Origin of the sequence: Halorhodospira sp. 9621 (assembly GCF_022228055.1) — a bacterium.
In the GTDB taxonomy this organism is placed as follows: Bacteria; Pseudomonadota; Gammaproteobacteria; order Nitrococcales; family Halorhodospiraceae; genus Halorhodospira; species Halorhodospira halophila_A.
On record NZ_JAJNRD010000015.1, the window covers coordinates 25,296 to 45,711 of the forward strand.

20 protein-coding genes are annotated in these 20,416 nt (G+C 68.2%); 16 read left to right on the forward strand and 4 right to left on the reverse strand.

Features of this window, described 5'->3' with window-relative positions:
* The first annotated feature begins 11 nt into the window (after positions 1-11).
* A complete protein-coding gene (gene rplS, locus LRF89_RS08360) occupies positions 12-365 on the forward strand; it encodes a 50S ribosomal protein L19 (RefSeq protein ID WP_201168579.1) in 354 nt (117 codons plus the stop codon).
* Here the strand turns inward: rplS and LRF89_RS08365 are convergent.
* The 4 genes from LRF89_RS08365 to flgA form a co-directional block, all read right to left on the reverse strand.
* The gene (locus tag LRF89_RS08365; protein WP_238633559.1) at positions 358-750 is read right to left on the reverse strand and encodes a hypothetical protein; all 393 of its coding nucleotides are present in this window, start codon (positions 748-750) and stop codon (positions 358-360) included. The two genes, rplS and LRF89_RS08365, sit on opposite strands and share 8 nt — an antisense overlap.
* Positions 751-828: 78 nt before the next feature.
* Complete coding sequence (locus tag LRF89_RS08370) at positions 829-1,356, reverse strand: flagella synthesis protein FlgN (protein WP_238634965.1); 528 nt, start codon at positions 1,354-1,356, stop codon at positions 829-831.
* A complete protein-coding gene (flgM, locus tag LRF89_RS08375; protein WP_201168572.1) occupies positions 1,356-1,664 on the reverse strand; it encodes a flagellar biosynthesis anti-sigma factor FlgM in 309 nt (102 codons plus the stop codon). The genes LRF89_RS08370 and flgM overlap by 1 nt, the downstream gene beginning before the upstream one ends.
* Before the next feature lie 164 nt (positions 1,665-1,828).
* Positions 1,829-2,590, reverse strand: a complete 762-nt coding sequence (gene flgA, locus LRF89_RS08380) for a flagellar basal body P-ring formation chaperone FlgA (RefSeq protein WP_201168570.1) — start codon at positions 2,588-2,590, stop codon at positions 1,829-1,831.
* A 163-nt stretch (positions 2,591-2,753) separates the two neighbouring features.
* Between flgA and LRF89_RS08385 the strand changes: the two genes are divergently transcribed.
* The 15 genes from LRF89_RS08385 to LRF89_RS08455 all read left to right on the forward strand — a co-directional run bounded on the left by LRF89_RS08385 (position 2,754) and on the right by LRF89_RS08455 (position 20,104).
* Positions 2,754-3,689 carry a chemotaxis protein CheV gene (locus LRF89_RS08385; protein ID WP_201168568.1) on the forward strand — a complete coding sequence of 312 codons (936 nt, stop codon included), beginning with the start codon at positions 2,754-2,756 and terminating at the stop codon, positions 3,687-3,689.
* An 18-nt stretch (positions 3,690-3,707) separates the two neighbouring features.
* Positions 3,708-4,535, forward strand: coding sequence for a CheR family methyltransferase (locus LRF89_RS08390; protein WP_238633555.1), 828 nt, complete (start codon positions 3,708-3,710; stop codon positions 4,533-4,535).
* Between the two features lie 141 nt (positions 4,536-4,676).
* The gene (flgB, locus tag LRF89_RS08395) at positions 4,677-5,084 is read left to right on the forward strand and encodes a flagellar basal body rod protein FlgB (protein ID WP_201242459.1); all 408 of its coding nucleotides are present in this window, start codon (positions 4,677-4,679) and stop codon (positions 5,082-5,084) included.
* A 6-nt stretch (positions 5,085-5,090) separates the two neighbouring features.
* Positions 5,091-5,660 (forward strand): flagellar basal body rod protein FlgC, encoded by a 570-nt coding sequence (gene flgC / locus LRF89_RS08400; RefSeq protein ID WP_201168563.1) that lies wholly within the window; start codon positions 5,091-5,093, stop codon positions 5,658-5,660.
* A gap of 17 nt (positions 5,661-5,677) precedes the next feature.
* The gene (locus tag LRF89_RS08405; RefSeq protein ID WP_238634963.1) at positions 5,678-6,562 is read left to right on the forward strand and encodes a flagellar hook assembly protein FlgD; all 885 of its coding nucleotides are present in this window, start codon (positions 5,678-5,680) and stop codon (positions 6,560-6,562) included.
* 36 nt (positions 6,563-6,598) lie between these two features.
* Positions 6,599-7,858 (forward strand): flagellar hook protein FlgE, encoded by a 1,260-nt coding sequence (gene flgE, locus LRF89_RS08410; protein WP_201168558.1) that lies wholly within the window; start codon positions 6,599-6,601, stop codon positions 7,856-7,858.
* A gap of 46 nt (positions 7,859-7,904) precedes the next feature.
* Positions 7,905-8,645, forward strand: a complete 741-nt coding sequence (flgF, locus tag LRF89_RS08415) for a flagellar basal-body rod protein FlgF (protein ID WP_201168555.1) — start codon at positions 7,905-7,907, stop codon at positions 8,643-8,645.
* 53 nt (positions 8,646-8,698) lie between these two features.
* Positions 8,699-9,484, forward strand: a complete 786-nt coding sequence (gene flgG, locus LRF89_RS08420) for a flagellar basal-body rod protein FlgG (RefSeq protein WP_201168553.1) — start codon at positions 8,699-8,701, stop codon at positions 9,482-9,484.
* A gap of 11 nt (positions 9,485-9,495) precedes the next feature.
* Positions 9,496-10,182: a flagellar basal body L-ring protein FlgH gene (locus LRF89_RS08425; protein ID WP_201168551.1), complete on the forward strand. Its 687-nt coding sequence runs from the start codon at positions 9,496-9,498 to the stop codon at positions 10,180-10,182.
* 55 nt (positions 10,183-10,237) lie between these two features.
* Entirely contained in the window at positions 10,238-11,344 is a 1,107-nt protein-coding gene (locus LRF89_RS08430) for a flagellar basal body P-ring protein FlgI (RefSeq protein ID WP_201168705.1), read from the forward strand.
* Positions 11,345-11,354: 10 nt separating this feature from the next.
* On the forward strand, positions 11,355-12,341 hold the full coding sequence (gene flgJ, locus LRF89_RS08435; protein ID WP_201168549.1) for a flagellar assembly peptidoglycan hydrolase FlgJ: 987 nt from the start codon (positions 11,355-11,357) through the stop codon (positions 12,339-12,341).
* A gap of 42 nt (positions 12,342-12,383) precedes the next feature.
* Positions 12,384-14,441 (forward strand): flagellar hook-associated protein FlgK, encoded by a 2,058-nt coding sequence (gene flgK / locus LRF89_RS08440; RefSeq protein WP_201168547.1) that lies wholly within the window; start codon positions 12,384-12,386, stop codon positions 14,439-14,441.
* Positions 14,442-14,452: 11 nt separating this feature from the next.
* Entirely contained in the window at positions 14,453-15,721 is a 1,269-nt protein-coding gene (flgL, locus tag LRF89_RS08445) for a flagellar hook-associated protein FlgL (protein WP_201168545.1), read from the forward strand.
* Positions 15,722-15,950: 229 nt separating this feature from the next.
* Positions 15,951-18,245 (forward strand): TonB-dependent receptor family protein, encoded by a 2,295-nt coding sequence (locus LRF89_RS08450; protein WP_238636902.1) that lies wholly within the window; start codon positions 15,951-15,953, stop codon positions 18,243-18,245.
* A gap of 452 nt (positions 18,246-18,697) precedes the next feature.
* Positions 18,698-20,104 (forward strand): flagellin N-terminal helical domain-containing protein, encoded by a 1,407-nt coding sequence (locus LRF89_RS08455; RefSeq protein ID WP_238636903.1) that lies wholly within the window; start codon positions 18,698-18,700, stop codon positions 20,102-20,104.
* Positions 20,105-20,416: the final 312 nt, after the last annotated feature.

The following is a 20,416-nucleotide window of genomic DNA, read 5'->3' on the forward strand; positions in this document are numbered from 1 at the left end:
GGGGAATCGTCATGAACGTCATCGACGAACTGGAGCGCGAGCAGATCGAGGCGTGCAAGCACACGGTGCCGGAGTTCGCCCCGGGCGACACCGTGCTGGTGCAGGTGTGGGTGCGTGAGGGCGGTCGCGAGCGCGTCCAGCCCTTCGAGGGTGTCGTCATCGCCAAGCGCAAGCGCGGCCTGAACTCCTCGTTCACCCTGCGCAAGACCTCCCACGGCGAGGGCGTCGAGCGGGTCTTCCAGACCTACAGCCCGCAGATCGAGAGCATCAAGGTCAAGCGCCGCGGCGACGTGCGCCAGGCCAAGCTCTACCACCTGCGCGAGCTCAGCGGCAAGGCGGCGCGCATCAAGGAGAAGATCAACTAAGGGCTTCGATTGCCCGGCTCATCCGGCTGGCGGCGGGCTCGTGGGCGGTATCGCGCACGGACTCCGCCGCCCGCTCCGGATTGTCCAGGATCCGTTCCCGGGTCTCCTCGGCCAGGGCGCGGGCTTCCTCCCGATCTCGTGGCACCTCGCCGGTGGCCGAATCCGGCCCCGAGGCGTTGACCGCCACCGGGTCGCTGGCGCGCACCGACTCCGCATCCCGGTTGCCGGCCGCCTCGGTGCGCTCCTCCCGGATCCGTTCCGTCCCCGTTGTCTCCCCGTCCCGTTCCGGGCGCAGGGCCTCCTGGCGACGCTGCTCGGCAGCGTGCTCGGCGTGGTGGGGGCGGATCGCTTCGTGGCTGGCCGTGGCAGGGTCGATCTCGGTCATGGCTGCCTCCGTCGTTCCATCCCCTGAAGATAGCACGCGGGCCGCGGCCCGGTTCGGAGGTTGCCGGAGCGGGTATTGTCAGGCGCGCGTGATGCGCCGGGAGCGGTCGCTGGCGGTGTAGCCGCCGTGGGTGCCGTAGGTGAGTTCATCGGCCCGCTCGTGGGCGCCGGTGGCCAGGTCGAGCAGGCGCCGGGTATGGTCGAGGTTGCGGTGGATGAGGCGGCCATTGGCCTCGTTGCGGGCCTGGATGGTGCGCAGCAACTGCTCCAGCTCGCCCCAGGCGGAGCGCAGCGACTCCGGTGCAGTACGCAACACCGCCCGCACGCCAGCGGTCCCCGGCGGATAGCCGGCTTCGGTGAGAACCCGCCGCAGCTGCTGCTCGGCCTCTTCCAGGGCCTCGACCTGGGCGCCCTTGCGGCGCAGGAGCTCGTCGAAGCCGTTCAGGTCCCGGTCGATCAGTTGCCGGGCCTCGGCCTCGAGGGTGGCGGCGAGTTCCCCGGCGCGCGCCTGGCAGCGCTCGACGCGCACGGCCAGGCGCTGCGCCAGCTCCGCGTCCAGCGTCTGGCGCGGAAAGCGGTCAGAGCGGCCGTGCTCCGCCGGCGTCATCACGACTCGACCAGCGCCTCAAGCTCAGCGAACTTCTTGGCGACTTTCTCGGCGTCCACCGGGTAGTCGCCGTTGGCGATCCGCTCCTTGATGGCTTCGACCCGATCCCGGTCGACTTCCGGGGTTTGGTCGATGCGTTCGCGGACCGTCTGCAGTCGTTCCGAGGTCTCGGCCTCGTCGGCGCCGCCTGCGCCCCGGGGCGGGGCGTTCGACGCCTCGTCGGCGCCGCCGCTCTTCGGGCCCTTGCCCGGCTGGGCGGTCGCGGGTCCGACGGGGCGCGGACCCCCTCCTTCGATCGGATTGGACATCGGGCTCTCCTCAAAACCTTTCCTATGCGGGCTGCAGCGCCGCTCCCTGGCCTGCATGGACCCGTGCTATCCGTATCTATCGGCGGCCCGGGCAGGAACTTGAGTCCTGGTTCCGGTTACTGTGACCCAGGTTGCCACTGACGGCAACTCCCGCCGCCTGCGGCCTAATCGCCGACCCGGACCTGGCCCTCGCCGACGACCCGTGCCTGGATCTCCCGTCCGGAGTCCAGGTTCTCCACCCGGATCCGGTCGCCTTTCTGGCCGTGCTCCAGGGCGCGGCCACGGCTGCTGATCTGGATGGCATCGCCCCGGCCGGCGGCGATGGTGACCCGGTCGTTGCGCTCGACCAGCGTCGGGGGCTGCACGTGGTTGCCGGTCACGGCCACCCCCTCGCGCAGGCTCCGGCGTACCTCCTGGCCGACCAGATCGCCGGCGTCGCGGTAGAACTCGCCGCGGACCCGGCGCGCATCCCGCGTAGCGGTGCGCAGATCCGCCGCCGCGAGCCGCTGTCCGCGGCGCAAGCTGCGTGCGGCCACCACCATCTCCGTCTTCAAGGTGGTTTCCATGCGCACGTAAACGGTCCAGGGTGCCTCTCCGCTGCAGCGCACCCCCACGGTACCGGCTTGGTGGGGGCTGCGCCCGCGGGGGATGAACCCCTCCAGCTCGCCGTCACACGCACGCAGTTTCAACCGGCCGTCCACCCCGCGGGCCTCGACCTCCACCTCGTCGTACTCGCCGGCCAGCGCCTCGCGCAGGAACACCTCCGCCGTCTCACGGATGGCCTCCGGCGACTGGGTGCTGGCCTGCGCCGCCGCCGGGGCCAGGACCGTCAGCGCCAACAATACGACGGCCAGGCGCCAGGCGGGCGACGGTCGCGCACTGCGCCCGACCCTGCGGGCGGGGGTGGCGCCGGCGGGTCTGCTCATCGGTCCGCGCGCAACCTCCATTCGGTTGGTGATCCTCCGGAGAAATATGCAAAGGGTGTGCCGCGGCGTCGGCCGCTTTCCCTGATCCGGCTACCGGATTAACATGACGCCAACGGGCGGGGGCCAGCCCCCGGGACGTACGCCGATAAGGGAGCCGTCAGCGATGGCCGGAATCATGAGCTCCGTCGACCAGCGGACCCAGCTGGCTGGCCATAACCGCATGGAGCTGCTGCTGTTCCGTTTCGAGGGGCGGCAGCGCTACGGGATCAACGTGTTCAAGGTCCGCGAGGTCATACCGGCCCCGGAGCTCAGTTACGTGCCGCATGCCCATCCGGCCTCCCTCGGCATCGCCTACGTCCGCGGCCACACCCTCTCGGTGCTCGATCTGAGCTACGCCACCGGCAACGGCGCCATCACCAAGGAAGAAGGCAACTACATCATCGTCACCGAGTACAACCGTCAGGTCCAGGGGTTCCTGGTCGGCGGGGTGGACCGGATCGTCAACATCAACTGGCAGGACGTGCTGCCGCCGCCGAGCGGGGGCAGCGCCGGCAGCTACCTGACCGCCGTGGCGCGCTACGACGGGCAGATGATCCAGATCGTCGACGTCGAGAAGGTCCTCGCCGAGGTTCAGCGTGCCGGCGGCGCCGATCCGGAGGTCACCGAGGGCGGTGGCGTGGATCACGCCGAGGGCTCCGAGGCTTACAAGGTCCTGGTGGTGGACGACTCGGCGGTCGCCCGGGGGCAGATCAAGCGCACGCTCGAGGAGATCGGTGTGCGCGTGGTCACCAAGAACAACGGCCGCGAGGCGCTGGAGCAGCTGCGCACCTGGAAGGATCAGGATCCCTCCGGGCTCGACGATCTGCTGATGGTGGTCTCGGACATCGAGATGCCGGTGCTCGACGGCTACACCCTGACCCGATCGATCCGGCAGGATCCGGGGCTTGCCGGGGTCCACGTCCTGCTCCACTCCTCGCTCAGCGGTGTCTTCAACACCGAGATGGTGCGTCGCGTGGGGGCCGACGAGTTCCTGGCCAAGTTCCACTCCCGGGAGTTGGCCGAGCGGGTCGGCGCCCGGCTGGCCGAGCGAGGGGGATGAGCATGCAAGGAGGACGGTTTGGCCGCGCTTTCCGTGGGTGAAGAGGAGTACCAGGCGTTCGCACGGTTCCTGGAGCGCGCCTGCGGGATCGTCCTTGGGCCGAGCAAGCAGTACCTGGTGGCCAGCCGGCTCGGGCCGCTGCTCGAGGCCGAGCGCATCCCGGATCTGGCCACCCTTGTCCAGCGGCTCGAGCAGCGCCCCACCGCCGATCTCAAGGGGCGGGTTATCGAGGCGATGACCACCAACGAGACCCAGTGGTTCCGCGACCGCTTCCCCTTCGACGTCCTGCGTCGGCACCTGCTCCCCGAGATGGAGCGCCGCCGCGTCTGGCCGGTGCGCATCTGGTCCGCGGCCTGCTCCTCCGGGCAGGAGGCGTACTCGATCAGCATGACCGTCGACGAGTACAACGACAGCGGCGGGCGTATGGAGGCCGAGATCCTCGGGACCGACATCTCCACCGCGATGGTCGAGGAGGCGCGGCGGGGGCGTTATACCGCCAACGTGGCGCGCCGCGGGCTGGCGCCGGAACGCCAGCAGCGGTTCTTCGATGCCGTCGGCGAGAACACCTGGGAGGTCAAGCCCGCCGTGCGCCGGCGGACCAGCTTCCGCGTCCACAACCTGCTGGAGAGCTACGCCGGTCTGGGTCGATTCGACATCGTTTACTGCCGCAACGTGCTCATCTACTTCGGCTGGGACTCGCGGCGGGATATCGTCCAGCGCATCGCCGAGGTGACCCGCCCGGGCGGGTACCTGATCGTCGGGGCGTCGGAGTCCCTCGCCCGGCATTCCGACGAGTTCGAGCTGGTCCGCCTCGATGGCGGTGTGGTCTACCGGCGCCGCGGCTGACGGACAGACCCTGCCGCCGGGCGGCAAGCGCTTGCCGCCCGTTGCCGCCTTCTTCCGGCTTAGTCGTTGATCCGCCAACCCCGCGTGCCTGGCACGCGATCTGCATAAAGGTCCCGTGAACGAACACCACGGGAGTCCGCCATGCGGATCGGCTTCGATCAGGCCTTCTCGGTACCCGAGCAGGCCATGCGCCTGCGCGGCGAGCGGCACGAGCTGCTCGCCTCGAACATCGCCAACGCGGACACGCCCGGCTACAAGGCGCGTGATATGGATTTCCGCGAGGCCATGCGCCAGGCCAGCGAACCGCAGCCCCAGCCGTTGCAGGCGACGCATGCGCAGCACGTGCAACCGCCGCCTTCATCCACCATGGCGGCAGGCGATCCGAAATCTTTATACCGGGAGCCCCACGCCGCCTCGCTCGACGGCAACACCGTCGAGATGCACGTCGAGCAGGCCAAGTTCGCCGAGAACGCCGTGAACTACCAGGCCGCCGTGGACTTCCTCAACGGCCGGATCCAGAAGCTCACCGGCGCCATCCGAGGGGAGTAAGCGAACATGTCCTTGATGCACGCCATCGACGTCGCCGGCACCGGGATGAACGCCCAGCAGCTGCGCCTGAACACCGTGGCCAGCAACCTGGCCAACGCCGAGACGGTCGCCTCCAGCCCCGAGGAGGCGTACCGCGCCCGGCAGCCGGTTTTCGCCGCGGCGCTCCACCAGGCCCAGGGCGGCTATCCGCAGGGCGGCGGACCGCAGCCGGCGCAAACCCCCGGCTGGGCCGAATCCGGCGGGCCGGTGGATCGGGTCAGCCCGGTGAGCTTCCAGCGTCAGTTCTTTGGCGGCGAGCCCGCCGGTGTGCCGGCGGCCGGCGACCCTTGGGCCAGCCCGTCGCCCAGCGTGCCGGTCTTCATGCCGGGTGTGGTGGAGAGCGACGCCGAGATTGAGCCGCTGTACAAGCCGCACCATCCGCAGGCGGATGACGACGGCTACGTCTACCGCTCCAACGTGAACTCCGTCGAGGAGATGACCAACATGATCTCCGCCTCGCGGTCGTTCCAGAACAACGTCGAAGTCATGAACACCTCGCGGGATCTCATGCTCGAGACCCTGCGCCTCGGCCGCTGAATCCGGGAGGAGCGACCATGCTCGATCCGAGCCAACTGATGGGCGGGGCCGCCGGTGGCGGCCAGAAGGCCCCCAAACCGCCGAACGCCGGTGACGGCGGATCCGGTAAGCCGGGCGGCGGGGCCACGCAGGGCGTCGCCGAGGGTGTGCAGGCGGCGCAGAAGGCGGCCGAGAAGCCCGTGGGCAGTGGCCCCGCCGGCGGTTCGCGCGGCGAGCCGTCCGGTTCGGTCGCCCGGTCGGGCTATGAGGCGCTGCCCGAGGATCTGCGCAGCATCCCCGACGAGAAGGACGACGGCGACCCGCAGAGCATCGGCCACGAGGACTTCCTGGAGCTGATGATGGTCCAGCTCGAGAACCAGGATCCGACCGACCCGCAGGACACCGAGCAGATGATGGGGCAGATCGCCCAGTTCACCACGGCCTCGGGGATCGAGCAGCTGCAGTCGGACTTCCGCGAGTTCTTCGAGCACATGCGCTCGGATCAGTCGCTGCGCGCCTCGCAGCTGGTCGGCCGTGAGGTGGTCACCGAGAGCCGCGAGGCCTATCTGCCCGAGGATGGGGAGATGGAGGCGCTGCTCCAGCTCGAGCGCTCGGCCCCCAATCTGACCGTCGAGATCGAGAACGAGGCCGGAGAGCGGGTCCATCGTGAGCAGCTTGGCGAGATGGAAGAGGGCGAACACCCCTTCACCTGGGACGGTACCGACAACGACGGCCAGCGCATGCCCCAGGGCACGTACCAGGTCAACGCCTACGTTGAGGACGGTGATGAGCGCGAGCCGGTGCCCACCCTGGTGGGTGCGCCGGTGACCAGTGTCTCGGTGGGGATGGACGGCCGGCCGCCGGAGCTCAGCGTGGCCGGGCTCGGTGAGATGTCGCTATCCGACGTCAAGCGCATCCGATAAGACGAACAAGAGCAGCGGGGATCGAGGAGATCAGCCATGTCATTCAACATCTCGCTAACCGGGATCAACTCCGCCTCCAAGGACCTGGAGACCACCAGCAACAACCTGGCCAACGCCGGCACTACGGGCTTCAAGGAGTCGCGGGCGGAGTTCAACGACCTCTTCGCCATGGGCCCGATGGGCATCCCGCAGCTGGCCGTGGGGCAGGGGTCGCGGCTGGCCAACGTCGGCCAGATGTTCAGCCAGGGGTCCTTCGAGTTCACCGAGCGCAGCCTGGATCTGGGTATCGAGGGGCGCGGCTTCTTCCGCCTTGAGGACGACGGCGAGGTCAGCTACACCCGGGCCGGTCAGTTCGAGGTGGATCGCGACGGCTACATCGTCAACAACACCGGCAAGCGCCTGACCGGCTTCCAGACCGACGAGGACGGCAGCCGCATCGGCGACGGTCGCGACCAGCTTCAGCTGCCCACCGACGGGATCCCGGCGCGTGCCAGCGAGAACGTCGAGATCGCCGCCAACCTCAGCGCCGATGCCGAGGTGATCGATGAGGGTGTGGCGTTCGATCCGGACGACAGCGAGACTTTCACCGAGTCGACGACGACCACCCTCTACGACTCCCAGGGCTCGGCCCGGGACGCGACCTTCTACTTCCGCAAGGCGGGCAACAACGAGTGGGATGTCTACACCCAGATCGACGGGGTGGACTACGATGCGGCGGGTGCCGAGGGTGAGGATTTCTTCGGCCCGCACCGTCTCACCTTCGACACCTCCGGTTCGCTGGTCGATGCCGAGGGCGATGATGAAGGGCGGATCGCCAGCCTCGAGGAGATCCCGCTGCTCGCCGAGGTGGACGACCTGGACATCGACATCGACTTCGGCGAGATGACCCAGTTCGCTCGGCCGTTCAACGTCACCAACGTCTCCCAGGACGGCTACACCGCCGGCGAGTTCGAGAACATCAACGTCGAGGGCGATGGCACCATCCTGGCCCGCTACAGCAACGGCGAGGCCCAGGCCGTCGGTCAGGTGGCGCTGACCAGCTTCCCGTCGGAGGAGAACCTGCAGTCCGTGGGCGAGACCTCCTGGCAGGCGACCCGCGATGCCGGGGATCCGCTGATCGGCGTGGCCGGTCAGGGCCAGTTTGGCCGCATCGAGAACGGCGCCCTGGAGCAGTCCAACGTGGAGGTCTCCGATCAGCTGGTGAACATGATCACCGCGCAGCGCAACTTCTCCGCCAATGCGCAGATGGTCAGCACCCAGGATCAGGTGACTCAGGAGATCCTCAACATCCGCTAACGGGGTGTCCCCTCCCGCCGCGGCGGGGCAGAACGGGTAGAGGCGTATGGATCGTCAACTGTATGTGGCCATGACCGGGGCGAAGCACTCCCTGGAGGCGCAGCACCACAACAACCAGAACCTGGCCAACGCCAGCACCCCGGGCTTCCGCGCCGACCTGGACAGCTTCTACCAGGCGCCGGTCTACGGGCCCGGCTTCGCCACCCGGGCCTACGCCGAGGAGCTGCGTGCCGGGACCGACTTCAACCCGGGGCCGATCGAGACCACCGGGCGCGACCTGGATGTGGCCATCCAGGACGAGGGCTGGTTCGTGGTCCAGGCCCCGGACGGCGACGAGGCGTACACCCGGCGCGGCGATTTCCAGACGACGCCCGAGGGGCTGCTGACCACCGGCGATGGCCACCTGGTCATGGGCGAGGCCGGGCCCATCTCGATCCCGCCGGACACCAAGGTGGACATCGCCGACGACGGGGTGATCACGGCCACCCCGCAGGACGGAGCCGGGGCGCCCATCGAGCTAGACCGGCTGCGCCTGGTCAATCCGGACCCGACGCAGCTGGTCAAGGGCGAGGACGGGCTGATCCGCCACGCCGAGGGCGAACCGGCCGCTGACGACGCGCAAGTGAAGGTCCGCGGCGGCGCGCTCGAGGGCAGCAACGTGAACATGGCGGAATCGCTGGTGAACATGATCGATCACGCGCGGCAGTTCGAGACGCACATCAAGATGCTGACCGCCGCCGAGGAGAACGAGCAGACCAGCGCCCAGCTGCTCAACCACCCGGGCTGAGGTGGCGCGAGCTGTCCACTGCCGTGACAAACGAACAACAATGAGGTGACGCCATGGATCCCGCCCTCTGGGTAGCCAAGACCGGACTCGACGCCCAGCAGAAGAGTATGCAGGTGACGTCGAACAACCTGGCCAACGTGAACACCAACGGTTTCAAGAAGGACCGGGCCAACTTCGAGGACCTGTTCTATCAGACCGTCCGCCAGCCCGGCTCCCGAGCCAGCCAGGACAACCTGCTGCCCTCGGGGCTGATGCTCGGCACCGGCTCGCGGGTCATGGGTACGGAGAAGATCCACTCCCAGGGCAATGTGCAGCAGACCGAGCGGAGTCTTGATGTCGCCATCGAGGGCAAGGGCTTCTTCCAGATCCTCCGTCCCGACGGGCAGGTGGGTTATACCCGGGACGGCGCCTTCCAGCTCAACGAGAACGGTGAGATCGTCACCTCCGGCGGTTACCTGCTCGAGCCGGCCATCCAGGTCCCCGAGGAGGCCGAGACCATCAGCATCGGCAGCGACGGTACGGTCAGCGCCAAGATCCCCGGCGACGAGGAGCCCGAGGAGATCGGCCAGATCGAGCTCGCCGACTTCATCAACCCCTCCGGCCTCGAGCCGGTGGGCGAGAACATGTTCCTTGAGACCGCCTCGAGCGGCGCCCCCGAGGTGGGTGCCCCGGGGGAGGGGGCCCTGGGCAACGTCATGCAGGGGGCCCTGGAGACCTCCAACGTGAACATCGCCGAGGAGCTGGTGAACATGATCGAGAACCAGCGCGGCTTCGAGACCAACACCCGGGCCATCTCGACCACCGATGAGATGCTCCAGTTCCTCAACCAGAACGTCTGAGGGCGGCTGAGATGATGCGCTGGCATCGGTGGGTACGCGGCTGTGCCGCGGCCATGGTGGCCGGGGTGGCGGCAGCGGCGTGTACCCCGATGCCGCAGGAGGCGCCGGATCCGTCGCCGATCACCGCGCCGCGGGTCGACATCCCCGATGACCCGGACGAGCGGACCGGCTCGGTCTTTGATGAACAGCGCAGCATGCGGCTGTTCGAGGACCGCAGCGCGCGGCGCACCGGGGATCTGATCACCGTGGTCATCGAGGAGGAGACCGCCGGCGATCGCTCGATCAACTCCGAGATGGCGCGCCAGCAGGAGGCGGATATCCCGGCGCCGCAGATCGGCGGCGAGGACCTGGAGATCTTCGGCCGCCCCTTCGCCTTCGAGCAGGAGGGCGAGGCCAGCTTCGAGGGCGGCGGGAGCGCGGACCAGGAGACGAACCTCACCGGCACGATCAATGCCGTGGTGGTGGACACCACCCCCAACGGACATCTGGTCATCCGCGGCGAGAAGAACGTACGGGTCAGTCAGGGCCAGGAGACGCTGCGCATCTCCGGGATCGTGCGCACCGACGACGTGGGGGCCAACAACGAGGTCTCGTCCAACCGGGTGGCGAACATGCAGGTCGGTTACACCGGCGAAGAGGCGCTCAGCGACTCCGCCCAACCGGGGTGGCTGACGCGTTTTCTGATGAGGCGCTACTGAACGGCGGGTGCCGCCGCGATGGACGGCGCGCTCGGGAGGACGCAAGGTGATGAGAATGCGCAGGATCGACACACGCTGGATCCAGGTCGCCGCGGGGGTGCTCCTGGTGATGCTCGCGGCGAGTGTCTCAGCGGCCGAGCGGATCAAGGACATCGCCTCGGTGGCCGGGGTGCGCAGCAACCAGCTGGTTGGCTACGGCTTGGTGGTGGGTCTGGACGGGACCGGCGACGACACGCCGTTCACCGAGCAGAGCGTGCGCTCTATGCTCGCCAGCCAGGGCGTCAACATCCCCCACGATGTGGATCCGGACGCGGACAACACCGCGGCGGTGATGATCACCGCCGAGCTGCCGGCCTTCACCCGTCCCGGGCAGCAGATCGATGTCAGTGTCTCGTCGCTGGGCGATGCCGACAGCCTGCAGGGCGGCGAGCTGCTGATGACGCCGCTGCGTGCCGCCGACGGCGAGGTCTACGCGGTGGCCCAGGGGCGTGTGGTCATCGGCGGCTTCGGCGCCGAGGACACCGAGATCCCCGTGGACAACCAGCTTGGCGGCTCCATCCCCAACGGCGCTATGGTCGAGCGGCGCATCGAGACCGGTTTCCAGGATCGCGACGAGGTGGTGCTCAACCTCCACGAGCCGGATTTCACCACCGCCCGCCGTACCGCCGAGGTGATCAACCACAACCTCGGGCCGAACACCGCCCGTGCCCGTGATGCCGGCTCGGTGCGGGTCCGCGCGCCGCGGGATTCGGATCAGCGGGTGAGCTTCATCTCCTTCCTCGAGGAGCTGCGTGTCGAGCCCGGTGAGGCGCCGGCGGAGGTCATCGTCAACGCCCGCACCGGGACCATCGTCATGGGCTCCAATGTCCGCGTCCGCCCGGCGGCGGTCAGCCACGGCAACATGACCGTGGCCATTGGCGCCGGCGGCCCGGAACAGGTGGCCGACGACCCCTTCGGGTTGGATGAGCCGCTGATCGTCCCCGACGAGGACATGGAGGGCCTCGAGGGTGAGAATCCGGCCTTCGTCTTCGAAGCCGGCGCCGATCTCAACGAGATCGTCGACGCCATCAACGCCGTGGGCGCCGCCCCCGGCGACCTGGTGGCTATCCTCGAGGCCCTCAAGCGCGCCGGTGCGCTGCGTGCCGAGCTGACCATCATCTAGGGAGGCGACCATGCACAACAGCAGCGGTGCCCTCGGTAACGCCCTCGAGCCCCAGGGTCTGCAGCAGCTGCGCTCGATGACGCGCAACCCCAGCGAGGAGGACCTCGCCGAGGTGGCGCGGCAGTTCGAGGCGGTGTTCGTCGAGATGATGCTCGGCCAGATGCGCCAGGCCACCCCGGGCGATGAGATCTTCGGCGGCAACGCCGAGGAGACGTACCGCGACCTCTTCGACCGGCAGATGGCGGTGCAGATGTCCCGTGACGGCGAGGGCTTGGGGCTGGCCCCGATGATCGAAGAACAGCTGCGCGAGAATGCGGGCTTCGAGACCGACCGGATGCAGGGGCTGCCGCAGGAGATCTCGGACTACCGCCACTCGGCGGTGCCGGTGCAGCCCGATGCCGGGGAGCTCGCGGCGGCGGACGCGGGCGACGGCGCGCAAGGCCGCAGTGGCGGCCTCGGCGGCAAGGGGGCCGGCTGGTCGAGCCCGCAGGACTTCGTCGAGGACATCACCCCGGCGGCCAGGGAGACCGCCGAGCGCCTCGGGGTGCCAGCGGTGGCCCTGGTGGCCCAGGCTGCTCTGGAGACCGGGTGGGGCCAGCACATGGTGGCCGACGGGGACGGGCGCAGCGCCAACAATCTGTTCAATATCAAGGCCCACTCCGCGGACTGGCAGGGCGATGCCGTGCGCGTGCCCACCCTGGAGTACCGGGATGGTATCCCGCAGCGCGAGATGGCCGACTTCCGCGCTTACGACTCGGTGGCCGAGAGCTTTGCCGATTACGCCGACTTCCTCGAGCGCAACCCGCGCTACCGTGAGGCCCTGGAGGTCGGCGACGATCCGGAGCGGTATGTCGAGGCCCTCCAGCGGGCTGGGTACGCCACCGATCCGCAGTACGCGGAGAAGCTGCAGCGGATCATGGAGCTTGGTGACGACGGGCAGGGGGTGCGGATCGGCGGTGAGACCCTCAAGATTTCCGATTCCGTGCCGAGAGGTTAGACAGGGCAGGGTGGGCCTGCGGGCCCCAGCGAGGCGGAGTCTATGGTTGATCTGTTGCAGACGGGCATCTCCGGGCTGCGCGCATCCCAGCGCGGGCTGGCGACCACGTCGCACAACATCTCCAACGTCAACACCGACGGCTACAGCCGCCAACGGGTGGAGCAGGATACGAGCATCCCGCACTACCACTCCCGCGGGGCCGTCGGCACCGGCACGCAGGTGCAGACCATCCAGCGCCTGACCGAGGATCACCGCGTCGACGCCCTGCGCAACAACCACGCTGAATATGAGCGCCTGGATCGACTCGCGGAGATGACCGGGCGCATCGACAACCTGGTTGCCGACCAGGACGCCGGGCTGAGCCCGGCGCTGCGTCAGTTCTTCGACGCCGTCGAGGAGGTGGCCAACGACCCCTCGAACACCGTTGCCCGGCAGCAGCTGCTCACCCAGGGGCAGGCCCTGGCCGATCGCTTCCAGACCCTGGACAACCGACTGCTGACCCTGGAAGAGGACGTCAACAAGCGGGTGCGGGCCGAGACCGACAAGGTCAACGGCCTGGCCGAGTCCATCGCCGAGCTCAATGGCGAGATCCGCAGCCGCTGGACCAACCCGCAGCGCCCGCCCAACGACCTGCTCGACCAGCGCGACGAGAAGATCCGCGAGCTCTCCGAGCACGTCACGGTCCGGGTGACCGAGCAGGACGACCGGTCGCTGAACGTGGGCATTGGCAATGGCCAGCCGCTGGTCACCGGCGACCGCGCCAACACCCTGGAAGTCACGCGCAACGCCTTCGAGCCGGAGCGCCCGGAGCTGGCTGTCCGCCGGGGCGATCGCGCCGTTCAGATCACCGACGCCGTTCAGGGCGGTTCGCTGGGCGGGCTGCTGGAGTTCCGCAACGGTGTGCTGGACGAGACCCGCGATGAGATCGGCCGGGTGGCCACCTCCCTGGCCGGGGCCATGAACGAGCAGCACCGCAGCGGCATCCAGTTCGACAGCGGTTACCCCGAGGCCGGTGACGACTTCTTCGACTACGCCCGAGAGGCCGGGGTCTCCGCCCACCGCGGCAACGCCGGCGAGGGCCAGCCGCAGGTGATCGTCGACGAGGAGCGTATCGGTGAGCTGCGCCGCGAGAACTACCAGGTGCGCCTCGTTGACGGGCAGTGGCAGGTGGCCACTCAGGACGCCAACGAGGTGCGTACCCTCGGCCAGGGCGGGGATGCCGACATCCAGCCCGACGCGGACGGCGGCTACCGCTTCGACGGGCTGATCCTCTATCCGCCGGAGTCCGGCGACGGCGCCGTCGAGGAGGGCGACCGCTTCCTGATCCAGCCCACCCGGGACGCGGCTCAGGGGATCGAGGGCCGGCTCGCGCGGCCGACCCAGGTGGCGGCGGCCGCACCGGTGGTCACCGGCGAGGCGCCGCGCGCCGACGGTCAGACCGAGAACACCGGGCGCGCGCAGATCGGTCCGCCGGATGTCGGGCGGGCCGAAGGCGTCATGGCAGCCCTGGAGGAGGGGGGTGCCCTGCAGCAGGGAGTCGAGATGACCTACGCCGATGACGGCACGTTCACCGTGACCATCGGTGGCGAGACGGCGGGCACCTTCGACTACGCCCCCGAGGACATCGAGCGCGGCCAGGTGGTGAACCTGGCCGAGGACGTGGAGCCGGCCGGCAGCGCCCAGGCCGAGACGCTGGCGGCGCTGGATGTCTCGGTGCGCATCTCCGGCGTGCCGGATGACGGGGATCGCTTCGGGCTCTATGGCAACTACGAGGGCGTGGGCGACAACACCAACGCCCTGCGCATGGCCGAGCTGATGGAAGAGACCGTCATGGACAACGGCAACAGCACCTTCCAGGAGGCCTACAGCGCCATGGTCGGCGAGCTCGGCGGCTTCAGCCAGCGGGTGCAGACCAATCGCGATGCCCAGGAGGCCCTGCTCAACCAGGCCAAGGAGCAGTGGGAGGAGCTCTCCGGCGTCAACCTGGATGAGGAGGCGGCCAACATGATGGAGTATCAGCAGGCCTACCAGGCCGCCGCCCAGATCATCACCAGTGCCGACGAGGTCTTCCAGGAGATGCTCAACGCGGTGCGTCGCTAAGGGGGTGAGCCGTGCGCGTATCCACGAGCCACATGCAGAACACGGCCGTTCAGAACATGACCGGCCAGCAGAGCGAGATCAACGACACGCAGACCCAGCTCTCCAGCGGGCGCCGGGTGCTGCGGCCGTCGGATGATCCCACCTCGGCTGCGCGCACCCTGGATCTCAAACGGGCCACCGAGTCGGTGGAGCGGTTCAACCGCAACGGCGATCTGGCGCGGACCCGGCTGTCCATGTCCGAGTCCGCCCTGGAGCAGGCCGGCAACGAGCTCCAGCGCATCCGCGAACTCACCGTCCAGGCGGCCAACGGCAGCCAGGACGCCGACACCCGCAGCTACATCGCCGCGGAGATCGAGGAGCGCTACAAGCAGCTGGTGGAACTCGGCAACAGCCGCGACGGCAATGGGGAGTATCTCTTCTCCGGCTCGCGCACCCGCACCCAGCCGTTCAATATGGGCACCGATGGCCACGTGACCTACCACGGCGACCAGAACAGCCGCGAGGTGCGCATCGGGCCCGGACGCCAGATCGGCGTGGATCACTCCGGCTTCGACGCCTTCATGAAGGTCCCCGACGGCAACGGCCAGTACCAGGCCTTCCAGGGCGAGGAGAACCGCGGCACCGGCGTGGTCAGCGTGGTCGACGGCAAGGTCCGGGGCCTGGATGCCGAGCAGTACCGCGTGCGCTTCGCCGAGGACGCGGACGGAAACACCCGCTACGCCATCCAACGCACCCACAACCCCGAGGACGAGAACGCCTGGGAGTGGGTGAACGGCGAGAACGGCGGGCCGCCGGCGGTGGAGGACGCCCCGCTGTATGAGCCGGGGGCGACCATCGAGGTGGACGACGGCGTCCGGGTGAAGATCGAGGGCAACCCCGATCCGGGCCAGGGGGGGTTCGAGGACGGCGACCGGTTCACGGTCACCGGTAGCCGATCCCAGTCGATCTTCGCCACCGTCAATGAGCTCATCGGCGCCCTTAAGGAGGGTGAGGGGCCCGACTTCCGCAACGCCGCCGACCGCGCCCTGGGCGATCTGGACCTGGCCATGGAGAACACCTTCCGGGTGCGGGCGGAGATCGGCGCCCGCCTGTCCACCCTCGATAGCGAGAAGGCCAGCAACGAGGCGGCGATCATCGACCTCAAGCAGGCCACCTCCGACGAGCGCGACCTGGATTACGCCGAGGCCACCGGCCGCTTCAACCAGGAGCTCACCGGGCTCGAGGCGGCCCAATCCACCTTCGGCCGCGTGCAGAACCTCTCCCTGTTCGACTACATCTAGTCTCTCCCGCCAATGCGTTGCCTGGCCGGGCCGGCGTGCCGCGCTGGTGCCGGTCCGAGGGGTGCCGTGGCCGCCCGGGTTTGCGCAAAGTCAATCCCTTGGGGTTCCGGTTATCGAAAACGCCGATGGGAAAGGCCTGCCGGCGGCATGGCCGTCTCTTGGAAACGCGAATCGTTATCACTAGTATACGTATTGCGCACATCGGCACGGATAACAGAACGAGGGGATTATGAGTCAGACAGTAAGGCCTTGGGGGGTTGCGGCTGCTGCGGTCCTGGCAGGGGGCGCCCTGAGCGCGGCGCACGCGGAATCCGGCGATGCGGAGACCCGCCTGCTCGATCGCATCATGATCACCGGTGGCCCGGACCGGGTGCAGGATACCGCCGGCTCGGCGCAGGTGCTCAGCCGGGAGGATATCGATCGGCAGGGGTACACCGATCCGCACCGCATCCTGCGCCAGATCCCCGGGGTCAATGTCGCGGAGGAGGAGGGCTACGGCCAGTTCCCGCACATCAGCATGCGCGGCGTGAACCCGGAGCGGAACGCGCGCATCACGGTCATGGAGGACGGGGTGCTGACGGCTTCGCCGGCGCCCTACGCCGCACCGGCGGCCTACTATTTTCCGCCCATGGGGCGCATGGACAACGTCGAGGTGCGCAAGGGCTCGAGCGCCATCAAGCACGGCCCCTACACCGTCGGCGGCGCCCTGAACATGACCTCCACGCCGATCCCCCAGGAGCGCTCCGGCAAGGTGGAGGGGCGCCTGGGCTCGGACAACGGGCGGCGCGCCCACGCCCACATCGGCGGCCGCGAGGGGCAGTTCGGCTGGCTGCTGGAGAGCTACACGGAGCAGAGCGACGGCTTCAAGGAACTCGACCATCCGCTCTCCGGGGATCAGTCCAACAAGCCCAACAATCCGGTGCCGAACACCGGCTTCGACCGCAACAACTTCGTCGCCAAGGGGATGTGGGCCAGCGACCCCACCGCCGAGGTCTACCAGGAGGTGGAGTTCAAATACGCGCGCGATCGGCGGACCGTCCACGACACCTACCTGGGCCTGCTCCCCGACGACTTCGACGACAACCCACACCGGCGCTACGCGGGCTCGCAGCTCGACGAGATCAACACCGAGAACGACCTCTACCAGGTCCGCCATTACTTCCAGCCCACGGTGGATACCGACGTCACCACCACGCTCTACCGCACCGATACCGTGCGCAACTGGTACAAGCTGCATGAGGTGGATGGCGGTAGCGGTGATTTTACGGGCATCTCCGACATCCTCCGCGACCCGGGCGACCACGAAGACGAACTGGCCTGGATCCTCGGTGGCTTCGACACCGCCTATGACGCGGGGCTTAGCATTGACGACGACGCCCGCGGCAACGTCCGCGCCAACAATCGCGAGTATTACGCCCAGGGCATCCAGGTGCAGGCCGGCCACCTCTTCCAGGCCTTCGGCTGGGATCACGACATGGAGGTGGGCTTCCGCTACCACGAGGACGAGGAGGACCGCGAGCAGTGGCAGGACTCGTTCGAGATGCAGAACGGCATGATGGTTCTCGACGAACACGAGGAACCGGGTGAGACCACCAATCGGGTCACCTCCGCCGAGGCCTATGCGTTCCACGTGCAGAACACCATGGAGCGCGGTTCGTGGACCCTGGTTCCTGGTGTGCGTTACGAGAACATCGATGTGGATCGCAAGCAGTGGGATGGTCCGGGGCGCACCACCGCCAACCTCGATGCGGACGGTTCCTACTCCAACACCTATCGGGTTTGGGTCCCTGGCATGGGCGCCACCTACGCCATCGATGATCAGTGGAGCGTCCTGGGCGGGGTCCACCGCGGGTTCGCGCCGTCGGGTGCCGACCCGCAGGCCGATGAGGAGCGCAGCGTCAACTACGAGGCCGGTTTCCGGTTCAGCGACATGTATACCCAGGCGGAGGTCATCGGCTTCTTCAACGACTACTCCAACATCAATTACGAGTGCACCAACGTCGGCGGGGCCTGCCAGACCGATGATGAACTGGTCTCGGCTGGCGAGGTTCACGTCTGGGGCCTGGAGGCGCTGTGGATGCACGATCTGGGTCAGAGCCAGGACCTGCCCGTCCAGCTCCCGGTCAGCGTCAGCTACACCTTCACCGACAGCGAGTTTCGTCAAGACATCGACGATGGCCCCAATCAGCTGGCCAACGCCCGCAAGGGTGACCGCCTGCCGGAGATCCCCGAGCACCAGCTGAACCTCAGTGCCGGCGTGGGCCAGGCTGACTGGCGCGTCAACCTGAACGCCAACTACGTCTCCGAGACCCGCGCGCTGGCGGATCGGGACTACGACGATCTGAAGATCGACTCCCGCTGGCTGTTCGATCTCTCCGCCCACTATCAGCTGATGGACAATGTGCGGTTGCTCGGGAGCATCGAGAACCTCACCGACGAGACCTACGTCGCCCACCACCGCCCGGCGGGGGCACGGCCCGGCGCGCCGCGGACCTACTGGGCGGGGATGCGCGTCGACTTCTGATCCCACGTCACGGGTCACCCGTAGCTTAGGGGGTGCTCATGCCTGCCGCCTTGGCGGCTTCCTCCAGCCGAACGATCGGCGCCTGATTGCCGGGGAGGGCATCCTCCCCGGCACTTTTTTGCCCGCCTCACGGGTCGCGGCGCGACCCGCTCTTGCCGCTGCGCTTGCCGCCCGCCGCCGTCGGGTCACCCTCCGTGGTGCTCTCGGTTGCCTGTCGTGGCAACATGCTGCCCCTGAATACCCTGCCCAAACAGTCAGATACGAGGATGTGGCCCCTGCTTGCCGCTCTGTGCCACCGGATTGCCGCGTATGGAAAATTTTTGCCGCCAAAGGGGTAAAGCCTTGCCGCCGATCGCCGATACGGTAAGTGAAGGCGAAAGACTGGGTACCGGCAGGCGGCAAGAGCTCGCCGCCGGGGCCTTCCAAACAGCGGAGCACAAGGAGCAAAGGCAATGGCACAGGTCATCAACACCAACATTGCGTCCCTCACCGGTCAGCGGCATCTGAGCGCCAGTCAGGGCGAGCAGCAGCAGGCCCTGGAGCGGCTCTCCTCGGGCAAGCGGATCAACTCCGCGGCCGACGACGCCGCCGGCCTGGCGATCAGCGAGCGCTTCACCTCGCAGATCGGTGGCATGAACCAGGCGGAGCGCAACGCCAACGACGGCATCTCCTACGCCCAGACCGCCGAGGGCGCCATGGAGGAGATGGGCAACCTCCTGCAGCGGGTTCGTGAGCTGGCGGTGCAGTCGGCCAACGACACCAACACCGCCGAGGACCGCCAGGCCCTGGAGGCCGAGGTGCAGCAGGCGGTGCAGGAGATCGACCGGATCGCCTCCAGCACCCAGTTCAACAACCAGAACATCCTGGACGGGTCGCTCGACGAGCTGGTCTTCCAGGTGGGTGCCAACCGGGCCCAGAGCATCAACACCAGCGGTGTCGATGTGCGTGGCCACAACCTCGGCGCCGAGATCGGCGAGGGGCAGGCGGTGCAGCGCGTTCTCGATGAGGAAGGCAACTACGGCGATCTGGACCTGGATGGCTCGATCAACATCAACGGGCTGGATATTGACGTCAGTGGCTCGCGCAACGTCTCCGACGCCATGGACGCCATCAACGCCCAGTCCCGTGCCACCGGTGTGACGGCGTTCCGCGCTGACCGGGCCACCACCGAGTCGTTCGACTTCAACAATGACGGTGGCGCCAGCCTGGAGATCAACGGCACCACCATCAGCATCGGTGAGGATGCCGGCGTCGGCGAGTTCGTCGACGAGGTGAACGCCGCCTCCGGCGACACCGGCGTCCGTGCCGAGATGGACGGCGACCAAGTGCGCTTCGTCTCCGAGTCCGATTTCCGCATCGAGCCGGGTGACGACAGCCCCATCGGCGATCTCGGGCTCGAAGGCGAGGAGAGTGGGATGCGCTTCGAGCGCGGCATCCAACTCTCCACCGACCTGGGCCAGCGGATCGACGTCAATGGTGACGCCGACACCCTCGGGGCGCTCGGGATGTCCGACGAGCAAATGGAGATGAGCCGTCACCGGGTCAGCGGGCCGGATGCGCTGAGCGTGGCCACCCGGACCGACGCCGATGACGCCATCCGTACGGTGGACTTCGCCCTGGGGCAGATCAACGACGCCCGGGCCGACCTGGGTGCGGTGCAGAACCGCTTCGAGGCCACCACCAGCAATCTGCAGAACGTCTCCGAGAACATGGAAGCTTCCCGTTCCCGGATCCTGGATGCGGACTTCGCGGCCGAGACCGCCGCCATGACCCGCGCCCAGGTGCTGCAGCAGGCCGGTACCTCGGTCCTGGCCCAGGCCAACGAGGCCCCGCAGAACGTCCTGACCCTGCTGCAGTAAGACCCGAGGCGGAGCCCGGCTGACCCCCCGGGCTCCGCCACCGGCTCGCTGACCCCGAGACCGGTGCCATGACCCGCAGCAGATTCGGGATTCTTCCGTGAACGGACGCGGATAAAGAGAAGGAGGTGAGACCCCGGGCCATGACCTGAACCCACGCGGGCCGACCCCGGCGGTGACCGTTGGTGGACAACGGAACCGTTAAAGCTTTGCCAGGGAGCGCCGATACGTTTGGGCAAGAGCGCGAGACGCGAGCCCAAGCGAACAGGTTCGCTCGTGCTGGGGTCAGCGAAACGGCGCCGTAACGGCGTCAGA